We start from the raw sequence: 3,814 nt of genomic DNA, 5'->3' as shown, positions 1-3,814 counted from the left end.
TTGACAAAAGTCCAACCCAGCTTCTTGTTATTTTGAAGGTTATGCAAAACCTCATCGCCGATATTAATCTTTTTACCATTCACTTCTGCACCCTGATCTTGGCTGGTTACTGCAATTTTAATCCCAGATGTATTCGCATACGGATCCCACATCGCTTTCAAATTCACCCATGCATAGACAGAAGGCAAAAGAATGATGCCAATGACTAATAAAGTCCCGGTCGATACTTTGAATACATTTCTCCAGTCTGTTAAGTAGATTTGCCATATCTTCCGCAACTTCATCACTCCTTGTATGTACATTAACCTGTCGTCCATTGTTGTATGCACACGTATTGTAAACGATTCGAGCGAATGAAGCCAATCTTGTTACAAAATATGTAAAAAGCGTATGCCTCTTATAGAGATCATACGCTTTTCAATAAAATCATTCTGCTTAATTTCGAACTCCATTCGCGGGCATAGCCTCTAGGGAATATAATGCTCCTTTTTTATTGATTTTTCCCACCACAGTAACCGCGCCTTTGTGGGAGAACGTATACTCGTTATCCTTAATTTTTACGGTATATCCTTTTAGGTTAATTCCGAAAAGAGATTGCACTTTCGACTTCGCGGCTGAAAGAGCCTGAGTTTGGCTGAGCTTTGGCTTAGCGAATGCTTTGACAAAATCCTTTTCCCCCGTCCAATCCATGCCAAGCTCGTTTTTTACGGCCCACACTTTACCGGTTTTCATGCCAATCAGCACGTTGTTTAAATCATTATCGTCCCGGAAATTCCAAACGGTATCATTGCCTTCATGCTGACGAAACACATATTCAAACGGATTGCTCGAAGCAATACCAAGTGTTTTAAGCGAACGATTCGCTTTGTTGGACAGTGAAGCTTTAACGTCTTTGAGCGAATACATTATGCTGGCCGTTATTTTATTTCCTTGATCAAGGTCAATGTAGAGACTCTGGTCATGCCCCCATAGCACCCAATAATTTTTGAGTTCTCCTTCGTCATCCGGTGAATATACACGCCAGACAGCATCCGTTTTAAACACTCCATCAGAATCAAATGTTTTCAGGAACGATGCAACCTTGCTGCGTAGATTATTGTCCATAACTTTGTTGAGATCAGCCGCATCATAAATAATGCTGGTGGATTGCACGATTCCCTTTTTGGAATCGTAATTTTGGATGAAATCAGCATTAGCTGTCCCGCTCAAAGTACCGTTTACCGTCCATGAGTCAAAAGCAGTATCAGCGCTTGTAAACTTTATTGTTTGTTTCCCCGCTAATGTGTTCAGCACATCTGTTAAACGCTTAGTGGCGGTTGGGTCCAAGTTAACAGAAGTTTGTGCGTTTTGAGCTATGGCAGCGGCGGGCTGCTGTGCCCATGCAACTGGAGCCGTTCCCAAAAGCATGGATACTCCATTTTTTCATGGGGCAATTCCTCCTGATGTCTCAAAAGAGACTTAAAAGAATGGATACATATATTCCTTAGACGTAATACAAAAATAAAAGTTTCTTGCCCCAACTCAAAGAAGCCCTTCGGACCTAATAAATAGGCTCGAAGAGCTTCTTTCTTATGCATCGTTATCCATTCTTCAGCAGTCTGGCCGCCGAAAATGCTGCACCATGACGCAACTTCCGCTTTTCCAACCGTTTGTGCAGCGAACGATTATACAGAACCTGAATGACAAAATACGAGATAATGCCCAGCACCACACCGAAAATCGACATGCCGATCAGGATGTGCAAGCCTCCGTGCAGCAAGTCTCTGAATACAGACCAGTTGCCGTGAAACAGCTCCATAAAAGAATGCTCGTGAAGTCGTCCGCCCCTGACATGTACCGGATAATGGGATGGATAAATCCAAGCCCCCACTTGCTTGGCGAATGGCATCAGTACAATTGGCAAAAAGGTTAGCTTACCTACAACGTTACCCACAATGGCCGCAGGCAACGAGCCGCCGGACAGACGAACAATCGGATAAAAAACAAGGTATACCAGAGAAGCCGTGGAAATCACAATCATCTCCAGCGCAAAGCCAATGGCGAAGCCCAAAGAGATCTTTTTAACTCCACCAGGGGCGCGCAATAGCTTGATGAAATTCAGCCGAATCGCACGCCATATATTTTGAAACATATTATATTTCTTCTTCGATTTATGAGGTTTGAGCCTTTTCGGATTGAGCTTTATCAATAGGAGGACTCCTTCAACAGTACTATTCAAGTTCAGGAATGAGTCAATACAGCTCCCATCCTTACTTATGTCTATACTGTCATTATAACCCTCAGCGTTCGAAAAGCAATGTTATTCCGCCTGTTTCGCCGTTTTAGGACAGAATTCGCTTGTTGACATCGTTTTGGAGAGGCACAATGTCCCAAATCTCAGCCGCGTACTGCTGAATCGTACAATCACTAGAAAATTTACCGGAGTGTGCCATATTGACAATAGCACGCCGAGTCCACTCCGAGGGATTCCGATACACTTGTTCAATATGAACCTGTGTATCCACATAGGGTGCGAAGTCCTTGAGCACAAAGTATTCATCATTATGATCAATCAGGGATTGATAAATGGCCTCAAATTCCCGTTCATGCCGCGTAAAAGGAGCATCGTTCACGAGTTGATCCAACACTTCACGCAGTCTTTCGTCACTATTGGCTGTTTTGCGCGCCGAATACTGGCCGTCCCGGTAATATGCCTCGATCTGATCCACCTTCAATCCAAAAATGAACATGTTGGCATCCCCTACCATTTCATGCATTTCAACATTGGCTCCGTCCAATGTACCTATTGTGAGCGCACCGTTCATCATAAATTTCATGTTCCCTGTGCCTGAGGCTTCCTTGCCTGCCGTGGAAATCTGCTCACTGACATCCGCCGCAGGAATAATCAGCTCCGCTAGCGAGACCGAATAATTTTCAAGGAAAACGACTTTCAGCTTGTCCTTGACATCTACATCCCGATTGATCGTGTCCGCCACGTTGTTAATAAGCTTGATCGTCTGTTTGGCGAGAAAATAACTGGGGGCGGCTTTGGCTCCAAAAACAAACGTGCGTGGCGTCACATCCAGGCCAGGATTACTTTTAAGCTGACTGTATAAATGCATCACATGCAAAATGTTGAGCAGTTGTCGCTTATAACCATGTAACCGTTTGACCTGTACATCAAAAATGGAGGACGTATCCAGTCGTACTCCCTGTTTTGCAAAAACATGCTCAGCGAGCCTGACTTTATTATTTCGCTTAATCGCCTGTATCCGTTCTTTGAACGACTCGTCCCCACTGTAACGAAGCAGGTCGATGAGCTCCCTTGGACGGGTCCTCCAACGTGTGCCGATGGTCTCATCGTACAAGCTTGCCAGCTCCGGGTTAGCGTGCATCAGCCAGCGGCGATGGGCAATCCCGTTTGTTTTATTATTAAAACGGTCAGGGTACAGCTCGTGAAACGACTTCATCTCTCGTTCCTTTAATATTTGCGTATGCAGCGCAGCCACCCCATTAACGCTGTAGCTGCCGACGATTGCCAAGTGAGCCATACGGATTTGTTCACCGTGAATAATCGCCATTTCACCAATTTTGATGTCCTGGCCTGGGTAACGCTCCAGTAGCATAGCGCAATAACGTTTGTTAATTTCTTCAATGATCAAGGAAATACGAGGTAGTAGCTCCCGTACCATATTGACAGGCCATTGTTCCAGCGCCTCACTTAATATCGTATGATTCGTATATGAAACGGTTCGCGTCGTAATATCCCATGCTTCGTCCCAGCCCAAGCCCTTCACGTCCATCAGAATACGCATCAGTTCCGGTATAACCAGCG

General features: G+C 44.8%; 4 protein-coding genes. All 4 read right to left on the bottom strand.

Translation table 11 applies throughout. From position 1 onward, the window contains the following. Nucleotides 1-278 (bottom strand): YhgE/Pip domain-containing protein (locus GRP75_RS21160; RefSeq protein ID WP_369127584.1); only part of this gene is annotated, 278 nt, incomplete at its 3' end. 157 nt (nucleotides 279-435) lie between these two features. Then, nucleotides 436-1,407 carry a hypothetical protein gene (locus GRP75_RS21155; RefSeq protein ID WP_160790283.1) on the bottom strand — a complete coding sequence of 324 codons (972 nt, stop codon included), beginning with the start codon at nucleotides 1,405-1,407 and terminating at the stop codon, nucleotides 436-438. A gap of 172 nt (nucleotides 1,408-1,579) precedes the next feature. Continuing rightward, nucleotides 1,580-2,131 carry a DUF2062 domain-containing protein gene (locus tag GRP75_RS21150; RefSeq protein WP_028542387.1) on the bottom strand — a complete coding sequence of 184 codons (552 nt, stop codon included), beginning with the start codon at nucleotides 2,129-2,131 and terminating at the stop codon, nucleotides 1,580-1,582. 190 nt (nucleotides 2,132-2,321) lie between these two features. Next, on the bottom strand, nucleotides 2,322-3,814 hold a 1,493-nt coding region (gene glgP, locus GRP75_RS21145), incomplete at its 5' end, for a glycogen/starch/alpha-glucan family phosphorylase (protein WP_160790282.1).

This window comes from Paenibacillus sp. OT2-17 (genome assembly GCF_009827695.1).
In the GTDB taxonomy this organism is placed as follows: domain Bacteria; phylum Bacillota; class Bacilli; order Paenibacillales; family Paenibacillaceae; genus Paenibacillus; species Paenibacillus polymyxa_B.
Note: the sequence above shows the minus strand (reverse complement) of the source record. Positions and strands in the feature narration are given on the sequence as shown.

Bases quoted from the DNA above. Each gene is read 5' to 3' on its own strand.
- GRP75_RS21155 (WP_160790283.1), bottom strand. From the start codon at position 1,407: ATGCTTTTGGGAACGGCTCCAGTTGCATGGGCACAGCAGCCCGCCGCT.
- GRP75_RS21150 (WP_028542387.1), bottom strand. From the start codon at position 2,131: ATGTTTCAAAATATATGGCGTGCGATTCGGCTGAATTTCATCAAGCTA.